Source organism: bacterium (assembly GCA_020440705.1).
Classification (GTDB): Bacteria; Krumholzibacteriota; Krumholzibacteriia; order LZORAL124-64-63; family LZORAL124-64-63; genus JAGRNP01.
Genome location: JAGRNP010000015.1, coordinates 29,698 through 51,802, shown reverse-complemented (window position 1 = coordinate 51,802; position 22,105 = coordinate 29,698). Strand labels below are relative to the sequence as shown.

The following is a 22,105-nucleotide window of genomic DNA, read 5'->3' as shown; positions in this document are numbered from 1 at the left end:
GATCGCCGCCGGACCTGTGGATAACTTGGGGACAAGCGCCGACTTTCGGGGAAAGGCGACGCCCGCGAGAACTCCCGCGGGCGTCGGATGCGTCCCTGGGCAGGGCCTCAGGCCCCTGCGAGATCCGCCAGCGTGGCTCCGAAGAGCTTCCAGATCTTCTGCACGCTCGAGATCTGCACCTTCTCGTCCGGGCTGTGGGCCCCGCGGATGTTGGGGCCGAAGCTGACGATGTCCAGGTCGGGGTACTTCTCGGTCAGCAGGCCGCACTCGAGGCCCGCGTGGATGGCCAGCAGTTCGGCGTCGACGCCGAAGGCCTTCCGGTAGTTCTTGCGGGTCACGGCCAGCACGTTCGACTTCATGTTCGGCTTCCAGCCGGGATAGCCCTCGGGCTGCTCCACCTCGGCGCCGGCCAGCAGGCCGATCTGGCGGTGCTGGGCCACGAGCTCGGCCAGGGAGCTCATCACCGACGAGCGGCTGCAGCACACGATCGACACCTTCGTGCCGTCGGTCTTGACCACGCCCAGGTTCGTGCTCGACTCGACGAGGCCCGCGATGTCCAGGCTCATGGCCGTCACGCCGTTGGGAATGGCCGACAGCAGGCCCAGGGTGGCGCGGCTGCTCTCCAGGCCGAACGAGCGCGGCGCCTGCACCGCGGCCACCTTCCAGGTGAAACCGTCGTCGATGCCGGCGAGCTCCTCCCGGGCGATGCGTTCGAAGCAGGCGTCGACCGTCTGCTTGAAGAGGCGGCCCTGGTCCTTCGGGATCACGACCTTGGCCTCGGCCTCGCGCGGGATGGCGTTGCGCATGCTGCCGCCGTTGATCTCGACCAGGCGCAGCTCCATCAGCTCGGACGCCTCGACCAGCGCCCGCGTGAGGATCTTGATGGCGTTGCCGCGGTGCTCGTGGATGTTCAGGCCGCTGTGGCCGCCCTTCAGGCCCATGACGGTGATCTTGCGGCCGCCGCCGTTCTTCGGGGCGCGGGCCGTCTTGTTCTTCAGCGTGTACTGCGTGTCCCGGCCGCCGGCGCAGCCGACGAAGATCGCGTCGTCCTCCTCGCTGTCGAGGTTGATCATCGTGCGCGAGGCGAAGAAGCCGGCCTGGACGCCCGCCGCGCCGGTCAGGCCGCGCTCCTCGTCGACCGTGAGCAGCACCTCGATGGGGCCGTGGGCCACGGATTTCTCGTCGGCCAGGGCCAGACCCATGGCGCAGCCGATGGCGTTGTCGGCGCCCAGGGTCGTGCCCTCGGCGGTGACCCAGTCGCCCTCGATCCGCATGCGGATGGGGTCGGCGGTGAAGTCGTGCTTCGTGGCGGCGTTCTTCTCGCACACCATGTCGACGTGGCCCTGGATGAGCACGGGGGCGGCCTGCTCCAGGCCCTTGGTCGCGGGGATCTCGATCAGGAGGTTGCCGACCGCGTCCTCGCGCCAGGCGAGGCTCCGCGCGTCGGCCCAGCCCTTCAGCATGGTCATGACGCCGGTCTCGTTGCCCGAACCGCGCGGGATGTCGTTCATCTGCTCGAAGATCTGCCAGACGGCGGCGGGCTGCAACTTGTCAAGCTTCCCCATGGGCTACTCCTTCTGGGTTCACGATCCGGGGCGTGCGGATCCGTTCGTCGCGGGTCAAGGAAGGTGGGACACGGGGCGGCCGCGGTCAAGGCGCACGACTAGTCGCCGTAGCGCAGCACGAGACCCCAGTACCCCACGCAGTGCAGGTCACCGCATGCATCGACGGTGACGGCATCCAGCTGGTCGTTCGCGCCGGTCGCCATGAAATTCCAGGCGCCGTCCTCGTAGCGCAGCACGACCCCGTTGAGGCCCACCGCGTAGGCGGGCCCGTCGGCGCCGCCGTTGACGCCGAACAGCGTGTAGGCGGTGCCGCTCTCGCCGGCCTCCCAGGGCACGTCGCCGTCGCCGGTGCCGTGCAGGATGCGTCCGCCGGCCCCCACCACGATAACCTCGCCGCCCGGACGCGACCACACGCCGTACCACGAGGTCGCTTCGCCGGTCGGCACCTGCTCCCAGGTGAGCCCGTCGAAGCGCACGACCACGCCGCCGAGGCCCACGGCGTAGACGTCGCCGGCGCCGCGGCCGTGGACGTCCGCGAGCGAGAGCGTGGTCGGACTCGGCATGCGCTCCCAGACGGTGCCGTCGAAGCGGAAGATGGCGCCGCCGCTGCCGACGGCGAAGATGTTGCCGTTGTCGGCGCCCCAGATGCCCTCGAGGTTCACCGGCTCCTGCAGCTCCCAGATGGTCCAGGGGCGCCCGCGCTGGTAGCGGGCGATGATGCCGCCCGAGCCCACGACGAAGAAGTCGTCGGCCGAGACGCCCCACACGCCGGCGTAGTCCACGTCTTCCACGTCGGGAGCGATGTCGAGCCAGCCGCCGTCCTCGCCGAGCAGCACGGCGCCGCCCTTGCCCACCGCGACCACCGTGTTGCAGTCGGGCGCGAAGACGTCGGTCAGCCAGTGGGTGCGGCCCCGGTTCACGGTCTGCCAGGCCGGACCGGCCAGGGTCATCACCAGGCCGTTGTAGCCCACCAGCACCAGCGCGCTGTCGCCGTCGTCCCACAGGCCGTACAGGTAGTCGCCCCGGGCGATGGTCGACGCCTGCCAGGAGCCGCCCACGCGGGTCAGGTAGGTGCCGTTGGCCCCCACGGCCACGGGCGGTTCGCCGGGCAGGCCGCGCACGGCCCAGAGCCGGTCGAGGGTGGCGCCGCTCTCGTCGGTCCAGGTGTTGCCGTCGAAGCGCAGGATGGTGCCGAGGCTGCCCACGGCGTAGAGGGTGTCGGGGCTCAGGCCCCACACGCTGTCCAGGGCGTTGACCGTGCCGCTGGTCATGGGCGTCCAGGCCGTGCCGTCGTAGTGGATGATGGTGCCGCCCCGCCCCACGGCGTAGACGTCATTCGGCGCGAAGCCCCACACCGAGTACAGGGTCTCGCCCACGCCGCTGTCCATGGCGGTCCAGAACTCGCCGTCGTAGTGGCTGACGGCCCCGTTCTCGCCGACGGCGAAGACGTCGTCGGGCGCGTGGCCCCACAGGCCGAGCAGATCGCCGTGGGTGCCGCCGAAGCGGGAGGTCCAGTCGGTGCCGTCGAAGTGCAGGCAGGTGCCGTTCTCGCCCACCACGATGACCTGGTCGGGCGCCGTTCCCCAGATGGCGCGCAGGCTGTGGAAGTACTCGAAGTTCCACTGGGTCCATTCGCCGTCGCGGTAGCGGCGCACCACGCCCCGCTCGCTCGCCACGAAGAAGTGGTTGGTGGCCAGGCCCCACACGGCCCGCTGGGTGTACTCCGGCGCCAGGTCCTCGGACCAGGCGAAGGTCGTCTTGCCGGGCCCGACCGGATCGTCGTCGTCGCTGCAGCCGGTGGGCAGCACGAAAACCCCGGCCAGCAGGAGGAGCAGGAGCAGGGAGCGCAGCAGCGGGCCGGGCGACGGCGTGTCGACTCGGTGGATCATGGCGCCATTCTAGCACATCCGGACGGCCGGATCGGGCGGAAATCGTGTGATCGGAGCGGGTTGACCATGGCGCGGCCCGCTATCTGGCGTTCCGGACCGCCACCAGCGGCGAATCGCCCGGACTCCAGTTGCCGCGCTCGGGACGTCCGTTCCCCGCCGGCAGCAGGAGCCAGCTGTACTTGCCGTAGTGGCTCACGCGTCCGGCCAGGCCGCCGAGGCGCGCCGGATCGCCGCACAGCACCACCAGGTGGGTGCGGGCCGGATCCTGCGGATCGGCCGCCGCGAACACGACGTCGAAGTCGGCGGCGGCGTAGCGGCGCCCGCCGAGGAAGATCTGCCCGCCGGCGATCTTCAGCTCCGCCGGCAGCAGGCCGCGCAGCACCTCCGGCGCCGGATTCAGCAGGATCGTGGCGTGATCGCCCGCGACCGGCCGGCCGTCGTCGGTCACCGCCACGTCGTCCGCCTCGGCCCAGGACGCCGCGAACTCGCGGGCCGCGGCCTGCAGCGGCGCCGCGCCGGGGCCGGCGGTGAAGACCGGCGCGTCGTCGCCGAGCACCTGGCTGATGGTCGCCTCGACCTCCGCGGCGTGCAGATGGCGGAAGATCTGGTAGTCCGGGTCGATGGCCACCGCGCGCGCGTCCCGGGCCGGCAGCTCGAAGCGGCCCCGCGGGCCGTCCAGATGCACGATGTGCTCCTCGGGTCCCGCGGCCGTGGTCACCACGATGGGCAGGTCCAGGTCGTAGGCCGGCTCGTCCTGGGTCACCTCGACGACGACCGCGTCGTCGCGGAACCCGACTTCGCCCAGCGCGAGCCGCGGCGCGCCCGTGCGCGTGAGCCACTGGGCCGCGAAGGCCCCGAGGTCGCGGTCGCCCGCCTCGCCGAAGGTCGCCATGAAATCGCTCCACGCGGCCTCGCGGAACTGGTGGTCGGCCGCGACCGAGCGCAGGGCGTTGAGGAAGTTCGCGTCGCCGAGGGCGCGCCGCACCATGTGGAAGACCATCATGCTCTTGCCGTAGCCCACGGCGCGGGTGGCGCCGCTGTGGCGCGACACGAACTCCGTCAGGGGGAAGTCCTTGGCCGGATCGCGCACGTAGGCGGCGTAGTCCTTCAGCGTGTTGCGCCGGTACTCCCGCGCCGCCTCCGCGCTCTCCAGTTCCTTGTAGTGGTAGTCGGCGCAGTAGGCGGTCAGGCCCTCGCACCAGTTGCCCCCCTCGCCGGCCACGAAGACCGAGTTGCCCCACCAGTTGTGGGCGATCTCGTGGCCGAAGCTCGTGTACGGGATGAAGGGCAGGCGCAGCACCGTGCCGCCGAGCAGGGTGTAGCTCGGCATGCCGTAGCCGGTGGGGAACCAGTTCTCCACCGTGGCGAACTTGGCGTAGGGGTAAGGCCCGATCATCTCCTCGTACATGGCGATGTAGGCCTTGGTGCGCTCCATGTAGGTCGCGCGCAGCCGGGCGTCGTCCTCGAGCAGGAAGGTCATGCTGACGACGCCGTCGCGCACCGGCTCCTCGTGCACGAAATAGCGGTTGGCGATGAGGTTGATGCCGTCGCTGGGATGGGGCGCGTACCAGCGCGTGACGAGGCGGTCGCCCTCGACCTGGTGCACGAGACGCTCGCCCTGGGTCACGGTCTCGAAGCCGACCGGCGTCGTGACGTGCAGCTCGTGGGTGGCCAGGGCGCCCTCCACGCGGGGCAGCCACTCCGCCGCGGACGACAGGTACACGCCTTCGTCCGAGATCGTGGCGGTGATCTCGTTGCCCACGTTCTCCCGCGAGAAGACGACGTCGGCGACCGACTCGAGGAAGGTGCCGCCATAGCGGATGATCATCAGGCCGCCGTTGCGCAGACCCATGCGGTCGATGACCAGGCGCTGCCAGGGACCGTCCGGGTCGTCGACCTCTTCCACCACCACGCGGGGATCGACCTTGGCGTTGTCCAGGACCGTGATGCGCTCGATGGTGAATCCGGCGCCGAGGCGCAGTTCCGTGAGGCCCGCGGGCAGGGTGACCTCGTCCTCGATGACGACCCCGTGGTTGGGCACGTCGAAGGTGACGATGGCGCGGTGGGCGAGCACGACGCCCTCGGCCCGGGCGGCGACCGCCGGCTGGGTCAGCAGGGCGAGCAGGACGAGGACGCGGACGAGGGCACGCGGACGGGACATGGCGACTCCTCGGATGGACGCGGGGCGGACAGCACGGCCGCGGCCCTCGGGCCGCGGCTCGTCCGCCCCCGCGACGGGGTGGCTCAGTTCACGATCACTTCGACCAGGGGCATCGTCGCGAGGTACTTGCCCGCGACCCGCTGCAGGTCGGAAAGAGTCAGGTCGTCGTAGGCCGTCAGGCCGTTCAGGTAGCCCGCGATGTCGCCGTCGAGCTCGGCCATGGCCAGGTAGTAGGCCTGTCCCATGCTCGACAGCCGGCGCATCATCAGGCGGCCGCGGCGGGCCGAGCGGATCTTGTCCATCTCCTCGCGGGTGATGGTCGCCGCGTCGAAGCCGGCCACGAACTCGCGGATCGCCGCCTGCCCCTCCGCCAGCCGCTCCTGGGGCGGATTCAGCCAGGCCGTGAATTCGGCCACGGGGCCGGTCACGTCGAGCGACGCACCCACGCTGTAGCTCAGCCCCCGCGTCTCCCGCAGGTCCATGGCCATGCGGTCCGAGAGGATGGCCACGGTCAATTCGAGGGCCGCCGCATCGGCCGGCGCCACGTCGAGCACCGCGCCGAGCCGGATGGCCGTCATCTGGCCGCCGACGGTGGCCGTGAGCTCCTCGCCCGCCGTGGTGGCCGGCGGCACCGGCAGGGTCGGGCCCGGGCGCGAGCGGCCGGGCAGGCCGGATTCGATGGCGGCCTTGAGCTCGGCGTGGGTCTGGGGTCCCACCACCGCGAAGACCAGGTTGTCCGGCGAGAAGGCCTTGCGGTACACCTGGCGCACCTGGTTGAAGTCGAGGGAGGCGAGGCTCTCGGGCGTGCCCTCGGGCGCCATCACCAGCGGGTGGTCGCCGTACAGCCCCTGCTCGAGCAGCCCGTTGGCCGTGGCGCGGGCGCTGGCCTTCTCCTGCTCCAGCTTCTCCACGCGCTCGTCGCGGACGCGGGCGAAGTCCTGGGCCGTGAACGAGGCGAACTGCAGCTGCTGGAGCAGCAGGGCCAGGATCTCGGGACCGTTCGCCGCGGTCGCCTCGATGCGCACGAAGCTGAAGCGTCCGGTGGTGTAGTAGTTGTCCATGGGGATGCGGTCGTCGTCGACGACCTTCACCACGGCGCCCAGGCGGCGCAGCTGTCGCGCCAGGCAGGCCCGGTCGCAGCCCGCATAGCCCTCGCCGATGAGCCGGTGGACCAGATCGACGGCGCCGGCCGCCGCGTTCTCCCGGTCGATGGCCGCGCGCCCCTTCACCGCCAGGTGGATGGCCATGAGGGGGCTGTCGGGGTTGGTCTGGCTGACGAGCACGGCGCCGTTGGCCAGTTCCGAGCGGTCGACCTGCAGGGGGGCCGGCGCAGCGGGCTTCGGCGCGGCGGGCTTGTCGGCTGCGCCCCCCTCCTTGCCGCCCATGGCCGCCGCCATGGCCGGCGGCATCTGCATGCCCGGCGGCATCCGCATGCCCGCCATGCCGCCCGCGCCACCGGCGGCACCTGCGGCCGGCTCGATGTACACGGCCTGGCACGGCGCATCGATGAGCCAGTTGGCCAGGGTGCGCGACACGTCCTCGGCGGTGACGGCGCGCAGGCCGTCCAGGAACGAGACGAAGAAGTCGATGCCGCCGAGCACGATGGGCTCGGCGGTGTAGATGCCCGTCATGCGCAGCTGCTCGCGCTCGAGCAGGGTGTGGGTCTCGCTGGTGCGCACGATGCCCAGGATGTCCTCGCCGGTGATGCCCATCTCCATCGCGCCGGTCAGGGCGTCCTGCACCAGGCGGTAGATGCCGTCGGGCCCGACGCCCTCGGGCAGGGTGAACTCGAGCACCAGCCGCCCGAAGCCCGGCGACTGCTCCCACCACGTGGCCAGTTCGGGACGCTCGGCGGCGGGCAGGTCGTCCAGGGCGGCGGTCAGGATGCCGGTGCCCTCGAGGTCGAGCAGGCTGGTCAGGACGAGGAAGGGGAAGTAGTCGGGCAGGCCGTAGCTGGGCGCGTCGAAGGCCAGGGCCAGCACGCGCTCGTCGCCGACGCGGCGGCTGGCGGAGGTGGCGTTCTCGATCGGCCGCACCGGCCGCAACGGGCTGCGCTCGACCGTGCCGGGCGCCACGCCGCCGTAGTAGGTCTCGAGCAGCGCGAGGGCCTCGTCGCGATCGAAATTCCCCGCCAGGGTCAGCACCATGTTGTTGGGCACGTACCACTTGCGGTAGAACTGGTAGACGTCGTCGCGCTCCATGTGCTCGATGGTGCTCTTGGTGCCCAGGGTGGGCAGCTCGAGGCTCGAACCCTCCCACAGCGCCTGCTCGAGGGCCTTCTCCTTGGCGTGTCCGGGCCAGTCGCGGGCCTGCACCAGCTCGCCGACGACGATGCCCTTCTCCTTCTCGAACTTGTCGGCCGGGATCAGCGAGTGGAAGAGCATCTGCGACTGCAGGTCGAGGCCGGTCTCGAGGGCGGCCGCCGGCACGACCATCATGAAGTTGGTGAAGAAGCGCGCGGTGTTGGCGTTGTTGTAGGCACCCGCCTGGTCGGCCTTGTCGTACAGCTCCTCCTGGGTGTACTTGTCGCTGCCGTTGAAGAGCAGGTGCTCGAGCATGTGGCTCATGCCGCTGGTGCGGTAGTCCTCCCAGGCCGAGCCCACCTTCACCTGGGTGTAGACGCCCACCATGGGCTGGCCCGGATTGCGCATCAGGATGACGTCCATCCCGTTCTCGAGCCGCAGGATCTCCACGTTCTCCGCCAGCGGGTGGATCGCCGGTTCCAGGGAGTCCCCCGCGAAGCCGCCGCCCCGCCCCTGCGAGAACGAGTTGCCGGCCAGCCCGGCCAGGGTGAGCACCAGCATCAATCCGCGCATCAGGTTCCGCATGCCGTCATGTCCTCTCGCGCCCCCGGGGGCGCCGTTGTTCCCGGCGGGCTCAGCCCGCGTTGGCCTCGGCCCCGTCGATGATCCCCACGAAGTCGGCGGCCTTGAGCGAGGCGCCCCCGATCAGTCCGCCGTCGACATCCGGCAGGGCGAAAAGTTCCCGGGCGTTGTCCGGCTTGCAGCTGCCCCCGTAGAGAATGCGCATGTAGTCGGCCGTGCCCGCCCCGAGCAGGTCGCCCACGATGCCCCGGCTGACCGCGTGGATCTCCTGGGCCTGGTCGGGCGTCGCAGTCTCGCCGGTGCCGATGGCCCAGACCGGCTCGTAGGCCAGCACCGTGTTGTAGGCGTCGGCCGACTCGAGCCGCGGCAGCACGCCCTCGAGCTGGGCCTTGACCACGTCGCGGGCCCGGCCCGCCTTGCGCTCGTCGAGCTTCTCGCCGTAGCAGAAGATGGCCTTCAGCCCCGCCGCATGCACCAGGTTGATCTTGCGGACGAAGAGGTCGTCGCCCTCGCCCTGGTACTGGCGGCGCTCGCTGTGCCCGATGATCACGTAGCGCGCCCCGGCCTCCTTGAGCAGGTTCGGCGAGACTTCGCCCGTGAAGGCGCCCTGGTCCTGGTCGGCGCAGTCCTGGGCGCCGCAAAGCACCGGATCGCCCTGGGCCACGGCGGCCACCGCGGGGATCGTCACGTAGGGCGGGCACACCAGCACGTCGCCGCGCAGCGTGCGGCCCTCCAGCAGGCCGGCGATGCCGCGCACGAGCTCGACGCCGGCGGCGGGTCCGAGGTTCAGCTTCCAGTTGCCGGCCACGAGATAACGGCGCATGGGACGGTCCTTTCGCGGGAAAGCGGGGAATATCGGTCGCGTACGGCGGGTATTATAAACAATCGGCTTTCGAAATACAGAAAGGATTGCCATGAACCGGAGTCACGTCGCCCAGGGCTACACCTGCCCGAAATGCCAGAACACGGCCTTCACCTCCAGCGAGATGCGCGCCACGGGCGGCTTCTTCACGAAGGTCTTCAACGTGCAGAGCAAGCGCTTCACCACCGTCAGCTGCACCCGCTGCCGCTACACCGAGCTGTACCAGGCCGACAGCAGCACGCTGGGCAACATCTTCGACTTCCTGGCGGACTAGTGCCCGCCCCCGGGCGCCGGCCCGGCGGCGCCCTGCAACCCGGACCGGATCGTTCCCGTATGCGCTCTTCCACCCCCACCCGCGGAAGGAAGACCATGCGCCGATTCGTCCTGACCAGCCTGCTGCTGCTCGCGGCCGCCGCGCCGCTGCGCGCCGCCCCCGCCCCCGCCCCCGAGCCCGTGACCGCCGAGGCCGTGGAGGCCGCCCTGCACGAGTACGTCCTGGCCAGGTACGCCGGCGATGAGGCCGCCGTGCGGGCCCGGGTGCACCCCCGCCTGGCCCGCCGCATGCTCCAGGACCGCTACTGGGGCCAGGAATCGCGGCAGTGGCTGCGCGAGTTCACGCCGGACCAGCTGCGCTTCACCGCCACCCCCCACAACCGGGCCCGGCTCGACGACCCTGCGGCGGGCCGGGCCGGGATCACCGTCTTCGACCTGGAAGCCCGCACGGCCTCGGCGGTGATGGTGATGGAGGACGCCGTCGACTACGTCCACGTGATCCACTTCGACGGCCGCTGGCTGGTGGCCGACTCGGCGCTGCTGCCCCTGGCTGAGGTCGGCGCGGCGCCCCCGGCCCCGACCCACGACGACGACGAGGCGGTGGCCCGCGTGGTGCGCGACTACGGGATCGGCTTCTACGAGAAGGACGGCGCCAAGGTGCAGGGCACCTGCCACTCCCAGCTCTCCAAACGGACGGTCGAGAGCCACGAGTCGGTGGACTTCAACTGGCTGGGCAGCATCTCCTGGGACGAGATCGCCATCCTGGGCGAGCGCTTCAACGCCCACTGGGGCTTCGACCCGGCCCGGGCCCGCTGCGAGGTCGAGGTGTACCGGGTGACCGACGGCATCGCCGCGGCCAAGCTCACCGGCTCGGTGTGGTTCGACTACCTGCACCTGATGCGGGTGAACGGGGAATGGCGGATCGTGAACATCATGTACGAGGGCCTGCCCGAGGAGCGGCAAGAGAAGGCCTGATCCGGCCCGCGCCGGCTCAGCGCGTGTGCCACTCCATCTGCTCGAGGTACTCGCGCAGCTGGCCGGCGGTGCGGTACTTGCGGTCGATGAGCGACTTCTTCAGGCCGCAGCAGATGCCCTTGATCTCGGGGGGATGGCTCGCGTAGAGCCGCGCGCCGCCCATGGCGTCGTAGAAGATGCGGATCATGTCGTGGACGTCGGTGCGCATGCCCTTGGCGCTGGACCCGCCGCGATCGTAGAGATCGAGCAGGCGCAGTTCGAAACTGAGGCCCCGCCGCCGGATGATGATGTTGTCGTCGTGGATGTCGCCGTGGTACTCGCCGCTGGCGTGGATCGGCGCCAGGCCCACCGCCAGGTCGTGCAGCAGGTGCAGCCCCTGGAAGAACCCGAGGCGCCGGCCCGGCTGGCGCTTGAGGAACGCGCTCAGGGGCTCGCCCTCCACGTAGTCGCTCACGAGCAGGTCGACCGTGCGGCCGGCGAACTCGATGCGCTCCTGGTTGTGGTACTGGATGAGGATCGGGCAGTGGCGCAGCTTGTGCAGCTTCTTGGCGTAGCGGCGCAGGGTGCGGTTGCCCGGATTGCGCTGGGGGAAGAAGAGCTTCAGCGAACGTTCGATGCGCGTGCTGCGCTCGCGCACCAGGTAGACCTCGCCCTCCCAGCCCTGGCCCAGACGCTCGACCACCACGTACTTGTCGGCAATGAGGTCGTCGGCCTCGAGGTCGAACGCGTTCAGGGGGCGGCGGGACGCGTCGTAGACTGGGCTCATGCGGGCTCCGGTTCGAACGGGTGCGGGCCTCCGGGGGGGCCCCGGCGCGGGGCTCCTCGCCGCCGTAATATGCCATCGATCGCGCCGGAAGCCACGCCAAAAAACACCGCCGCCCGAACGGCCCGGGGGGGATTGCCCCGGCGGCCGATCTGGCGTATATTCCGCCGACTTTCGGCCCGCCCAGGGCTGACCGAGAACCCGCATCCGGCGCCCGCGCCCGAGGTCGCACCATGAGTGTCAAGCTGCCCCAGGGCTACAAGCCCTCCGCCGACGAGCCGTTCATGAACGAGAAGCAGCGCGAGTACTTCCGGCGCAAGCTGGTCGCCTGGCGCGACGAGCTGCTCGAGGACTACCAGGAGACGCGCACCACCCTGAGCGGCGCCGACCGCCAGGCCGCCGACTTCGTCGACCAGGCCAACGACGAGATCGACCGCACCCTCGAGCTGCGCACCCGCGACCGCGAGCGCAAGCTCATCGCCAAGATCGACGAGGCCCTCGAGCGCCTGAAGGACGGCACCTACGGCTACTGCGCCGACACGGGCAAGCCCATCGGCCTGGCCCGCCTCGAGGCCCGCCCCACCGCGTCCCTGTCCATCGAGGCCCAGGAGGCCCACGAGCGGCGCGAGCAGATGAACATCCGGGGCATGACCGGCTGAGCCGACCGGATCGCGGAACAGATTTTCCCGGTGATTGCGCACTCGCCCCCCGGGCGGCGCATGTCCTTCCGAAGACCAAGTCGACCCTGAGCGACCCCGGAAGAAGGAGACCACCATGAAGACCCCGCGCCTGCCCGTCCTGACCGTCCTGCTGCTCCTCGGCCTGGCCCTGACCGGCTGCTCGAGCGACGACAACCCCGCCGCGCCGGCCGCCGGCGCCCACAATGCCAGCACCACCGATGGCGGCCTGCAGCTGACCGTCGGCACCGACAAGGCCAGCTACGCCTTCGGCGAGGACGTCGTCGTCACCATGGTGCTGCGCAACACGGGCAACGCCCCCATCGCCCTCGACTTCCAGCGCGGCGACCCGGCCCGCTACCCGAACCTGTCCGTGAACATCAGGAGCGACGACAACTATTCCCACTTCGTCGACGGCGACGGCACCCGGGACAAGACCAGCCTCGGCGCCGGCGAGTCGATCCGCACGACCCTGCTCTGGGAGCAGCAGATCTCGCGCTCGAACCGCCAGCCGGTCGCACGCGGCACCTACCGGGTGGTCGGCTTCATCGACTTCGACGACCGCGACCAGCTGAAGGTCGAGGATCTCTTCATCGAGTTGAAATAGGGCGGGGCAGCCGGCCCTGCGGAACCGCCCCACCGGCGGACGGGTGAAGGGGTGCACCCCCGTCCCACCGGTGGGGCCGCACGGGAGGCCGGACCTAGTTGTCCGGCGCGCCCGCTTCGATCCAACTGCGAAACATGGCCAGGGTGGAGTCCGCGAGCGCCTGGCCGGGCGGCATCTCGGACCCCACGCCCGCCGCTCCGCTCAGCTTCCGCATCAGCAGCGAGGCCCCGGGATCGCCCGGCACGACCCGGACGATCCCGTAGTTCGACGAGGTCACGCCGACGAGGTTCGATCGGCTGACCCCCACCCGCATGTCGAGCCCGCCGTTGCCGAAATCGCCATGACAGGTCACGCACTGGTCGGTCAGGACGGGCTGCAGGTCGGCGCCCACGGTGACGTACTCGTTCAGGGCGGGATCGAAGGCGCCGAGGGCGTCGTCGGCGCCGTTGCGGGCGGCGATCTCCTCGGGCACCAGGTAGGCGCTGGCGTAGAGGGACCGCATGCCGCCGCCCGTCGGATTCACGTGGCAGAGGATGCAGTCCTGGCCGTAGCGCGCGGTGTAGCGGGGCAGCGCGAGGGCGTGCCCGGCCATGAGGACCAGGCCGGCGATGAACGCCAGCAGGCCGAGGGCGGGCGCCAGGGGAATCCGGCGCAGGGCGCCGCGGACGTCGAACGGCCGCGGTTGGGGACGGCGGGTCGGGGTGGGACTCGCGCGGAACATCGGGGTCGAACCTCCCGCTCGGAACACGGTGAAGCGGCCACCCCTGCAATGTATTGATTTTGAAGATTGTTTTCAGTGACATAGTCACCGAATGGCCAGAATCGGCGGCGGGAAAACGGGGCGGCCGGGACGTGGTGTCCCGGCCGCGGATTCCCTAATGGGCGGCGAGCGCCTCGAGGGTCGCCCGATCGGCCATGGCGAGCCGACCCCGGCCCAGCACCACGGCTCCCTGGCGCTCGAACTCCTTGAGCAGGCGGCTGATGACCTCGCGGGCGCTGCCCAGTTCGGCGGCGATGGCCTCGTGGGTGACCTTCAGTTCGCGGGCCTGTCCCGGTCCGACGATGAGGTTCTGGCACAGGTATTCCGCCAGGCGCACATCGAGCTTCTTGAAGGCGATCTCCTCGACCAGGCTCATGACGTCGACGACACCGCCGGCCACCACGCCGAGCACGTAGTTGCGCAGGGCGGCCTCGGTGCCGATCCAGCCGCGGAACCGGTCGTTGGGCACGAGCAACGCCGTCACCTGCTCTTCGACGCGGGCCGAGGCGGGCGCCGGGGCCCCGGTGAGCATGGCCAGCACGTTGAGCAGGCAGAGCTGCCCCGCCCGCACCTCGTAGAGCGTGATCTCGCGGCCCGAGCTGCTCGACTTGTAGACGCGCAGGCGCCCCTTGCCCACGATGGCGATGCCGTCGAGGGGGCAGCCCTCGTGGACGAAGTACGAGCCGGCATCGAGATTCACCACGTTGCCGCCGTTGAAGAGCAGGTTGCGCAGCTCCGGGGTCGCGTCGCGGTAGAAGTCGAATTTCTCGAGGATCTCGGTCTTGGTCGTGATGTCCCGATCGCGTCCTGATGGATGGAAGGGCGCAGGCGGCGCCGAGCCCCCGCGGGCGCCGCGTCGTCCCGGGCATCATACCACAATCGATCCGGGATTCCATCGTCCAGACGCGGGATTCCCGGACCAGGCGGCTCCAAAGCGTGACATGGCGTCGCTTTTCGGCGGCAACTGTGACGAAAGTCACAGAAGACCGGGCGCGGATCACGGAACCTCGCGCGGGGGATTGGGTCCGGCGCCGGCATCGCCGGGCCCCGCGAACCCGGCGGCGATCAGGGAGCGATCGACAAAGGGAATCTCGCCCGGCAGCGGCGACCAATGGGCCGCCGCTGCGCCTTCCCGTCCCCCGGACGCCCGGCGCCCCCCGAATCCGGTTGGTCCCCCTCCCCATTCGATGGTAGCTTCGGTGACGTCACGCGGCGCACCCGCACCGGGTGCGCCACCGCGGAGATCGCAGGGAACGGGGCGCCATGAAGCTCGAGTCCGGCAGTCGGCTCAACCAGTACCGCATCGAGAAGGCCATCGGGGCCGGGGGCATGGGAGAGGTCTACCAGGCCCGCGACACGAATCTCGAGCGCGACGTGGCGGTGAAGGTGCTGCCGGCGAGCCTCGCGGACAATCCGGCCCACCTGGCACGCCTCGAGCGCGAGGCCAAGGCCGTGGCCGCCCTCTCCCACCCCAACATCATGGCCGTGTACGATTTCGGCTCGGCCGACGGGCACGCGTTCATCGTGACCGAGCTGCTGCGGGGCGGATCGCTGCGCGCGCGGCTGGCCGACGGGGCCCTGCCCCCGCGCAAGGCCACCGAGTTCGGCCGCCAGATCGCCCGCGGCCTGGCCGCCGCCCACGACAAGGGCATCGTGCACCGCGACCTCAAACCCGAGAACGTCTTCCTCGACGAGACGGGCCGGGCCAAGATCCTCGACTTCGGCCTGGCCTCGGTGGGCGCCGACCCCGAGGAGGGCTCGGCGGCCGAGCTGGCCACCATGACCAACATCACCGCCCCGGGCACGGTCATGGGCACCGCCGACTACATGGCCCCCGAGCAGGTGCGCGGGCGGCCGACGGACAACCGCTCGGACATCTTCTCCTTCGGCTCGCTGCTGTACGAGATGGTCGGCGGTCAGCGCCCCTTCCACCGCGAGACGCCGGTCGAGACCATGACCGCGGTGCTGAAGGAGGAGCCGCCGGAGCTGTCCGGGCTCGTGCCCGACGTGCCGCCGGCCCTGGCCACGATCATCCGGCGCTGCCTGGAGAAGGAGCCCGGCGAGCGCTTCCACTCGGCCCACGACCTCGCCTTCGCCCTGGAAGCCCTGTCCGGCTCGGTCGTCTCGACCGGCAGCGCCGCCGCCCTGCGCGACGTGGCGCCGCGGCGCCGGGCGGGTCCGGCGCTGATCGCGGGCCTCGTGTTGGCCGGCGTCGTCATCGGCGCGGCCGCCGGCTGGTTCGGCCGCGGGCCGGACGCGCCCGCCGTGGTCCCGGACTTCACCGGCCTCAGCTCGCGGCGCGGCGTGATCACCAACGCCCGCTTCACGAGCTCGGACGGGGCCGCCATCTACGCGGCGGCCTGGGAGAAGGAGCGGATCGATCTCTACGCCGCCACGCCGGGCTTCCCCGTGGCCCAGTCGCTCGACATGCCGGGCGCCGACCTCCTGGCCGTGTCGCCGTCGGGCAAGGTCGCGGTGATGCTCGACCGGCGGCAGGGCGTGGGCTGGGAGGCCAGCGGCACCCTGGCGATCATGCCCCCGGGCGGCGCCGCGCCGCGCCCGATCCTCGAGAACGTCATGCGGGCCGACTGGGCCCCCGACGACGTGAACCTGGCCGTCGCCCGCGAGGTCGACGGGCGCGTGCAGCTCGAGTACCCCATCGGCAAGGTGATCTTCACCACCTCGGGCTGGATCAGCTGCGTGCGGGTGCATCCTGACGGCGACCGCGTGGCCATCGCCGAGTGCCCGACCCGGGGCGACAACATCTCCTTCATCCGCGTCGTGGGCCGCGACGGCGAGGTCGAGGACCTCGGTTTCGGCGGCGTCTGGGGCGTGCTGTGGGATCCGGACGGCCGCAGGCTGTGGAGTTCGAGCGGCAACACGCTGCGGATCCACGAGCCCGGCCGCGAGGCGCGGCGGGTCTACGAGGCCCCGATCGGGCTCAGTCCGGTGGACATGGACGACCAGGGCCGCATGCTGGTGCTCACCGGCCTGAACCGCCGGGAACTGATCGGGCGGGCGCCGGGGGCCGCCGCCGAGACGAACATCAGCTGGCTCGACTGGTCCACGCCGCGCGGGATCACCCGGGACGGGCGCCTCGCGGTCTTCGAGGAGGGCAACTTCTTCGACCAGGGCGGGTACGCCATCTTCGCCCGGCCCCTGGACGGCGCGCCCGCGGTGATGCTCGGCAACGGAAGCGTGATCGCCCTTTCCCCGGACGGCAGGCATCTGTGCGTCGGGCGGTTCGCGGGCGAGGGCCGGCGGACCGTCGAGATCATGCCGGTCGGGGCGGGCGAGGTCCGCGCCGTCAAGTCGGGCGCGACGCAGTTCACCGCCGCCACCGGGACCTGGATCGGCGGTTCCGGCCCCTGGGGCCGCATCGTCACCCCCGTCACGGAGGCCGACGGCAGGCGCACGATCGCGCTGTTCGACCTCGACGCGAACGCCGACCCGGTGCCCCTGATCGGCCCGGACTTCGCCCTCTCGACCCGCCGCTTCGCCGTGGCCGCGGACGGGTCGCGTCTCGTGGTCAGCGATGCGGACGGCGGCGTGGCCTGGTTCGGGCTGGACGGCTCGGGCCCCCACCCGGTCAACGGGATCGCTCCCGACGAGGAGGTGCTGGGCTTCACGGCGGACGACCGCGAGCTCTACGTGCTCGCCGCCGCATCGCTGCCGGCTCGGGTCCACGTGGTCGACCCGGAGACCGGGGCGCGTCGGCTGCACCTGGAGATCATGCCGCTGGATCCGTCGGGCGTCTTCACCATCGACCGGGTCTTCATCACGCCCGACGGCGAGGGCTACATCTACTCCGTGCGGCGGGCCCAGGGCCGGCTGCAGATCATGGACCCGTTGCCGCGCTAGTCCGGCGGGACGGTGGACGGATCCACCCCGCATCGCCTATGCTGAAGTCCGGCGTCGCACGCGGCCTGCCGCGGAGGGAGCAGGCGCCCCCACCCCAACGGAACCGGTTCGCATGTCGCATCCGACGCCAGCCAGGATCATGCCGCATGCCTTCCCGTTGTCGGGCGCCCGCCTGCAGCGGGCATGGGCCTGCGTCGGTTGGGCGCTCCTCGCCACCACCGTGCTGCAGGCGCTGCGGGCGGGCGCGGCCTTCGCCGACGGCCACCTCTTCTCGACGGAGAAGGTCATCGGCTTCGTCGCCGACCCCTCCGTCTACACCAATTTCATCTTCGGCTGGCTGATCTTCACCTTCTACCTCTGGCTGCCCCACGGCATCGCGGCCGTGTTCCGCGGTCTGCGCGACAACGAGGTGCTGACCGACCCGCTGGGCCGTTGCGGCGCCGCCGGCGCGGACGGCGCGGGCGATGCCGACGACGCGGCGGCTGACGGGGAGGCCGGCGCGTGCGACTGGGTCGCCGCGATCATCGCGCGCTTCGACCGCCGTCGCGTCTTCCTCGGCGCCCTGGCCGCCTTCGTGATCGTGCTCGTCGCCATGGGCCTGAAGTACCGGGCCATGCCGGCCGGCATCTGGTACACCGCCGGACCGGCGGCGATCGTCGCGGCCCAGGTCTGGGCGGCGCTGCTCATGTTCTGCATCGTCTCGGTGCTGCTCGCCTGCTGGATGATGATCGTCTGCCTGCGGGACGTCTTCCGGGGCGGCGCCAACGTGCGGCCGCTGCACCCGGACGGGGTCGGCGGGCTGGCGCCCCTGGCCGAGTTCGCCCTCGGACTCGTCTACCTGATCAGCGTCGTGGGCGTCATGCTGTGCGCGGTGACGCCCTACACGCGCAGCCTCGCCGCCGGGTCGGTCCTGTCGTACACCGTCTCGGTGGACATCGTCGTGGCGGCGATCCTCTACGCCATCGCCTCCCCGCTCGTCTTCTTCCAGGTGCTCGCCACGGCGTCCAAGGCCATGAACGCCGCGAAGACGGACTGGTTGGCGCGCATCGCCGCCCGCTGGGACGCGGAGTACCCCGACAGCGTGCACCTGTTGGAGTCACCCGACGACCCGGCCCCCGCCATCGAACGCCTCAAGGCGATCCGGGAGCTGCACGACGCGACCCGCGCGTTTCCCGTCTGGCCCTTCGACCAGGCGAACATCCGCAAGTTCGTCGGCTCCTACCTGGCGCCGATCGTCATGGGCGTGTTGATCGAGTTCGTGGTGGGCGTGCTGAGCCGCTGAGGACCGGCCATGCCGGTCCGGCGCCGTCAGCCCGCCACCCGCGGCAGGAAGTCGAGCAGCAGCTTGGCCATGCGGTCGCGCACCATGGCGCCGACCTCGACCACGTCCTGGTGCGAGAGTTCGGGCTGGCCGGTCTCGCGGGCCGGGTTCGTGATGCAGCTCAGGCCCACCGGCGCCACCCCCAGCCTTTTCAGCAGCACCGTCTCCGGTGCCGTCGACATGCCGACGGCATCGCAGCCGATGCGGCGCAGCAGGCCGATCTCGGCCTTGGCCTCGTAGGCGGGGCCGGGCATGGACGCGTAGGTGCCCGCGTGCATGGGCACGCCGCAGGCGGCGGCCGCGGCCACGAGGTGGTCGGCGAGGACCGGGTCGAAGAGGTCGGGTACGCCGCCGGCGCGGCCGATCGCCGCCAGCCGGGTGTGGGTCGCCTCGTCGGTGCCCGCCGCCGGGGCGAAGGGCTGCGCGAGCAGACCGCGCAGCGGGTCGGCCAGGTGCAGGTCGATCTGGTCGCGGATGACCATCAGGTCGCCCGGCCGGTAGTAGCGGTTCAGTCCGCCGGCCGCGTTGGTCACCACGGCCACGTCGATGCCCAGGCAGGCCAGCACGGCGGTGGGCAGCAGCAGCTCGGCGGCCGGCAGGCCCTCGTAGGGGTGCAGCCGCCCCTGCATCACCACCACCGGCACGCCGCCGGCGGTGCCCTTCACCAGCCGCCCCTTGTGCTCGGCCACCGAGGTCGTCGCGTAGCCCGGGATGTCGCCGTAGGCGATGGCCTCGGCGTCGTCCACGGCATCGACGAAATTGCCCAGGCCGCTGCCCAGGACCAGCCCCACGCGTCCGGTGTAGCCCCGGTCGGCCAGGAAGGTGACGGCGGCGCCGACGCGGTCGCGCCACGCGCCGGACAGGCGCTGCAGGCGATCGTTCATGAGAAGTCCTTTCGCGGATCGGCGGCGGCGTCGAGGCCGTGGCGGATCCGCAGCGCCGCGAACTCCTCCAGCGCCGCCACGATCAGCTTCGCCCGCTCCTGGTTGGGCAGGAAGGCGCTCTTGAAGCCGTTGAGCAGCAGGTTCTCGGTCTCGAGCAGGGTCAGGTCGAAGGTGTCGACGGCCAGCCGCAGCTCGCGCGCGGGCGAGGTGCGCGCGAAGAGGGTGTTGTCCGTGTTCAGGCACACGCGCAGCCCCTCGGACAGGTAGTAGCGGAACGGGTGCTCGGCCAGGTCCGACACGATGCAGCTCTGCAGGTTGCTGCTCAGGCAAACCTCGAGCGGCACGCGATTGTCGGCCACGTAGGCCATCAGGTCGGGATCCTCCTCGAGCCGCACGCCGTGCCCGATGCGGTTGGCCCCGCAGCGGTGCAGGGCCTGGTGGATCGAGGCCGGGCCGAAGCCCTCCCCCGCATGGATGGTCACGTTCTGGTTGTTGTTCATCACGTGGTAGAACGCGGCCAGGTGGCGCTTGGCCGGATGGTCCTCCTCGGCGCCCGCCAGATCGAAGGCCACGACGCCGCGCCGGCGCCAGGCGGTGGCCAGGCGGGCGAGGTCGAGCGAATCGGCCGGATCGATGGTGCGGATCCCCGTGATGATGATGCCGCCCCGGATGCCGGTGCTCGCCTCGGCCTGCCGCAGGCCCTCGCGCACGGCGGCCACGGCGCCGTCGGCCGTCAGGCCCCGCGTGGTGTGCTTCAGCGGGCAGAAACGCACCTCGACCCAGCGCACGCCGTCGGCCGCGAAGTCCTCGGCCAGTTCCCGGGCCACGCGGACGAGGTTCGCCTCGGTCTGGAGCACGGCGACCGTGTGGTCGAAGTGGGCCAGGAAGTCGTCGACGACGCAGGCGCGCTCGGCCGGGAAGTAGCGGGCCCGCACCGCGGCCGGGTCATCGGGCATGTCCATGCCTTCGGCCCGGCCGAGCTCCATGAAGGTCTCCAGGCGCAGGGAACCGTCGAGATGGACGTGCAGGTCGGTCTTGGGCAGGGCCCGCAGCAGGTCGTCGCCGATGGCCGGGCCCCGCAGCAGGTCGCTGGGTCGGTAGTCGCCGGTTCTCACGTCAGCTCCCGTTGCCGTTCTGGCGGTCGTGCTTCTCCTGGTGGAGCTCGCGGATCAGTTCGAGCAGCTCGATCTGGGCGGCGCGATCGTCGCGCAGGTTCACGACCTCGGTGTCGATGGAGCGCACCGGGCAGAGCGCCGGTGCGCGCTCGATCCAGTCGCCGTAGGCCGCGTGCAGGTCCTGCAGGAAGTCGAGGGGAATGTCGGACTCGCAGCTGCGCCCGCGCGAGCGGATGCGCTCGAGCACCGTCTCCGGCCGCGCCTGCAGGTAGATGATCAGGTCGGGCGGACTGAGGAAGCCGACCATGTTGCGGAAGACCTCGCGGTAGTTCTCGTAGTCGCGGTCGTCCATGCAGCCCCGGCGGTGCAGCACCGGGGCGAAGATCTCGACGTCCTCGTAGATGGTGCGGTCCTGCACGGCGCTGGTGGGTTTCTCCAGGATCTGCTTCTGCACCTCGAAGCGCTGGCTGAGGAAGTACACCTGCAGGTGGAAGCTCCAGCGCTTCATGTCCCGGTAGTAGTCGTCGAGGTAGGGGTTCGTGATCACCGGCTCGAAGAACATCTTCCAGCCGAAGACCTCGCCGATCATGGTCGTGATCATGCTCTTGCCCACGCCGATGTTCCCGGCGACCGAGACGAAGAACGGCGTCGCCGGCTCCTCGCGGCGGGGGAAGCGCTGCTTCAGTTCGCGGTTGCTCACGCGTCGTCCTTCCCGGCGGGCGGCGCCATGTGGGCCTCCTCGAAATCGGCCACGATCTCGGCCAGGTGGATGGGCAGCATGGAGCGGGCGCGGTCGGCCAGCGGCGCGGGCACGCCGCCCCAGAAGGCCTCGCCCACGGCGCCGGCGATGCAGGCCATGGTGTCGGCATCGCCGCCGAGGGAAACGGCCCGCCGCACGGCGTCGAGCCAGTCGTCGGCCTCGAGGAAGCAGATCAGCGCCTCGGGCACCGAGCCCTGGCACGACACGTCGAAGGCGTAGCAGGGCCGGATCTCGTCGGTGGCGCGATCGAGGTCGTAGCCGAAGCGGCCGCTGATCTCGGCCCGGATGGTCTCCTTGTCGGCGCCCTGGCGGGCCAGGAAGACGGCCAGGGCGGTGGCCTGGGCGCCCTTGATGCCCTCGGGGTGGTCGTGGGTCACGGCGGCCGAGTCGCGCGCCGTCGCGAGCACCGCCTGCTCGGTGTCGAAGGCCCATGCCACCGGCGCGACGCGCATGGCCGAGCCGTTGCCCCAGCTGTTGTAGGGCCCGCTGCCCCCTTCGGCGAGCCACTTGCGGAAGCTCGCGCCGTAGCCCGCGAGCGGATAGAGCCGGCCGAAGAGCCGGTAGTTGGCGGCCCAGTCGCCGTCGGTGAGCAGGCTGAACGCCGTCGCCACCGTCAGCACCGTGTCGTCGGTGAAGCGGCTGCCCTCGGGGAAGAGCGGAAAATCGGGCGACTTGGTGCGGTTGAACTCGAAGGTCGAGCCGATGATGTCGCCGGTGATGGGGCCGAGCATGGGCTCTCCAGCCGGTTCGGGAAACGGATGATCGGGTGTTCCAGACTACCACAGAATCCGCGCCCGGGAACCCGGG

General features: G+C 71.0%; 18 protein-coding genes. 6 read left to right on the top strand and 12 right to left on the bottom strand.

Features of this window, described 5'->3' with window-relative positions; all coding sequences use genetic code 11:
• Positions 1 to 107: 107 nt before the first annotated feature.
• The 5 genes from KDM41_04210 to KDM41_04190 all read right to left on the bottom strand — a co-directional run bounded on the left by KDM41_04210 (position 108) and on the right by KDM41_04190 (position 9,263).
• Positions 108 to 1,565, bottom strand: coding sequence for an aminoacyl-histidine dipeptidase (locus KDM41_04210; GenBank protein MCB1182615.1), 1,458 nt, complete (start codon positions 1,563 to 1,565; stop codon positions 108 to 110).
• 98 nt (positions 1,566 to 1,663) lie between these two features.
• A complete protein-coding gene (locus tag KDM41_04205; GenBank protein ID MCB1182614.1) occupies positions 1,664 to 3,454 on the bottom strand; it encodes a hypothetical protein in 1,791 nt (596 codons plus the stop codon).
• Positions 3,455 to 3,533: 79 nt separating this feature from the next.
• Positions 3,534 to 5,615: a hypothetical protein gene (locus KDM41_04200; protein MCB1182613.1), complete on the bottom strand. Its 2,082-nt coding sequence runs from the start codon at positions 5,613 to 5,615 to the stop codon at positions 3,534 to 3,536.
• Between the two features lie 83 nt (positions 5,616 to 5,698).
• The gene (locus tag KDM41_04195; protein MCB1182612.1) at positions 5,699 to 8,443 is read right to left on the bottom strand and encodes an insulinase family protein; all 2,745 of its coding nucleotides are present in this window, start codon (positions 8,441 to 8,443) and stop codon (positions 5,699 to 5,701) included.
• Between the two features lie 49 nt (positions 8,444 to 8,492).
• Entirely contained in the window at positions 8,493 to 9,263 is a 771-nt protein-coding gene (locus KDM41_04190) for a triose-phosphate isomerase (GenBank protein ID MCB1182611.1), read from the bottom strand.
• Between the two features lie 91 nt (positions 9,264 to 9,354).
• Here KDM41_04190 and KDM41_04185 point away from each other — a divergent pair, with 91 nt between their 5' ends.
• A complete protein-coding gene (locus tag KDM41_04185; protein MCB1182610.1) occupies positions 9,355 to 9,576 on the top strand; it encodes a zinc ribbon domain-containing protein in 222 nt (73 codons plus the stop codon).
• Positions 9,577 to 9,671: 95 nt separating this feature from the next.
• Complete coding sequence (locus KDM41_04180) at positions 9,672 to 10,550, top strand: nuclear transport factor 2 family protein (GenBank protein ID MCB1182609.1); 879 nt, start codon at positions 9,672 to 9,674, stop codon at positions 10,548 to 10,550.
• 16 nt (positions 10,551 to 10,566) lie between these two features.
• Here the strand turns inward: KDM41_04180 and KDM41_04175 are convergent, their stop codons facing one another.
• A complete protein-coding gene (locus KDM41_04175) occupies positions 10,567 to 11,316 on the bottom strand; it encodes a protein kinase (protein MCB1182608.1) in 750 nt (249 codons plus the stop codon).
• Positions 11,317 to 11,546: 230 nt separating this feature from the next.
• Here KDM41_04175 and dksA point away from each other — a divergent pair, with 230 nt between their 5' ends.
• Together dksA and KDM41_04165 are read left to right on the top strand one after the other, a co-directional pair.
• Positions 11,547 to 11,972, top strand: a complete 426-nt coding sequence (dksA, locus tag KDM41_04170) for an RNA polymerase-binding protein DksA (protein ID MCB1182607.1) — start codon at positions 11,547 to 11,549, stop codon at positions 11,970 to 11,972.
• A 115-nt stretch (positions 11,973 to 12,087) separates the two neighbouring features.
• Complete coding sequence (locus KDM41_04165) at positions 12,088 to 12,597, top strand: hypothetical protein (GenBank protein MCB1182606.1); 510 nt, start codon at positions 12,088 to 12,090, stop codon at positions 12,595 to 12,597.
• Between the two features lie 94 nt (positions 12,598 to 12,691).
• Here KDM41_04165 and KDM41_04160 read toward each other — a convergent pair whose 3' ends face one another.
• The gene (locus KDM41_04160) at positions 12,692 to 13,318 is read right to left on the bottom strand and encodes a hypothetical protein (protein MCB1182605.1); all 627 of its coding nucleotides are present in this window, start codon (positions 13,316 to 13,318) and stop codon (positions 12,692 to 12,694) included.
• A 154-nt stretch (positions 13,319 to 13,472) separates the two neighbouring features.
• Positions 13,473 to 14,060 (bottom strand): Crp/Fnr family transcriptional regulator, encoded by a 588-nt coding sequence (locus KDM41_04155; protein ID MCB1182604.1) that lies wholly within the window; start codon positions 14,058 to 14,060, stop codon positions 13,473 to 13,475.
• Positions 14,061 to 14,620: 560 nt separating this feature from the next.
• Here KDM41_04155 and KDM41_04150 point away from each other — a divergent pair.
• Together KDM41_04150 and KDM41_04145 are read left to right on the top strand one after the other, a co-directional pair.
• Positions 14,621 to 17,218 carry a protein kinase gene (locus tag KDM41_04150; protein MCB1182603.1) on the top strand — a complete coding sequence of 866 codons (2,598 nt, stop codon included), beginning with the start codon at positions 14,621 to 14,623 and terminating at the stop codon, positions 17,216 to 17,218.
• Between the two features lie 139 nt (positions 17,219 to 17,357).
• On the top strand, positions 17,358 to 18,500 hold the full coding sequence (locus KDM41_04145; protein MCB1182602.1) for a hypothetical protein: 1,143 nt from the start codon (positions 17,358 to 17,360) through the stop codon (positions 18,498 to 18,500).
• 26 nt (positions 18,501 to 18,526) lie between these two features.
• Here KDM41_04145 and KDM41_04140 read toward each other — a convergent pair whose 3' ends face one another.
• From KDM41_04140 to KDM41_04125, 4 genes are read right to left on the bottom strand one after another with little or no spacing between them, the layout of a single operon-like run.
• Positions 18,527 to 19,423 carry a purine-nucleoside phosphorylase gene (locus KDM41_04140; GenBank protein MCB1182601.1) on the bottom strand — a complete coding sequence of 299 codons (897 nt, stop codon included), beginning with the start codon at positions 19,421 to 19,423 and terminating at the stop codon, positions 18,527 to 18,529.
• Positions 19,420 to 20,538 carry an adenosine deaminase gene (gene add / locus KDM41_04135; protein ID MCB1182600.1) on the bottom strand — a complete coding sequence of 373 codons (1,119 nt, stop codon included), beginning with the start codon at positions 20,536 to 20,538 and terminating at the stop codon, positions 19,420 to 19,422. The genes KDM41_04140 and add overlap by 4 nt, the downstream gene beginning before the upstream one ends.
• A 1-nt stretch (position 20,539) precedes the next feature.
• Positions 20,540 to 21,238 (bottom strand): deoxynucleoside kinase, encoded by a 699-nt coding sequence (locus KDM41_04130; protein MCB1182599.1) that lies wholly within the window; start codon positions 21,236 to 21,238, stop codon positions 20,540 to 20,542.
• Positions 21,235 to 22,029 carry an ADP-ribosylglycohydrolase family protein gene (locus KDM41_04125; GenBank protein ID MCB1182598.1) on the bottom strand — a complete coding sequence of 265 codons (795 nt, stop codon included), beginning with the start codon at positions 22,027 to 22,029 and terminating at the stop codon, positions 21,235 to 21,237. The genes KDM41_04130 and KDM41_04125 overlap by 4 nt, the downstream gene beginning before the upstream one ends.
• Positions 22,030 to 22,105 lie beyond the last annotated feature (76 nt).